We start from the raw sequence: 596 nt of genomic DNA on the forward strand, positions 1-596 counted from the left end.
GGAGATCGAGGACATCCTGATCAACGGCTACAAGGACATCCACGTCTCCCAGGGCGGCATGCTCAAGCGGGCGCCGCAGCGCTTCAGCGATGACAGCCATCTGCTGCGCATCCTGCGCCGGATCCTGGCGCCGCTTGGCCGCCGCCTGGATGAATCCAACCCGATGGTGGATGCGCGGCTGCCCAACGGCGGGCGCCTCAACGCCATCATCTCGCCGTTGGCCGTGGATGGGCCGATGGTCTCGATCCGGAAGTTCCGCAAGGATCCGTTCACCCCGGACGAGCTGCTGCGCATGGGCACGTTCGATCGGCCGATGCAGGCGCTGCTGCATGCGATGGTGCTGGGCCGCTGCAACATCCTGGTCTCCGGCGGCACCAGCTCGGGCAAGACCTCGCTGCTCAATGCCCTGGCCAACTACATTCCCGCCAACGAGCGCGTGATCACCGTCGAAGACACCGCCGAGCTCTCGCTCAACCACCCGCATGTCGTGCGTCTGGAAAGCCGTATCGGCGGTGCGGACGGCAACGGCGCGATCAGCATCCGCGACCTGGTCCGCAACAGCCTGCGCATGCGCCCGGACCGCATCGTGGTTGGCG

1 protein-coding gene is annotated in these 596 nt (G+C 66.6%); it reads left to right on the plus strand.

All coding sequences use genetic code 11. The features are described from left to right. The coding region (locus AAE045_RS23865; RefSeq protein WP_455549780.1) for a CpaF family protein at positions 1-596 on the plus strand (596 nt) is incomplete at both ends.

Origin of the sequence: Dryocola clanedunensis (genome assembly GCF_038405435.1) — a bacterium.
In the GTDB taxonomy this organism is placed as follows: Bacteria; Pseudomonadota; Gammaproteobacteria; order Enterobacterales; family Enterobacteriaceae; genus Dryocola; species Dryocola clanedunensis_A.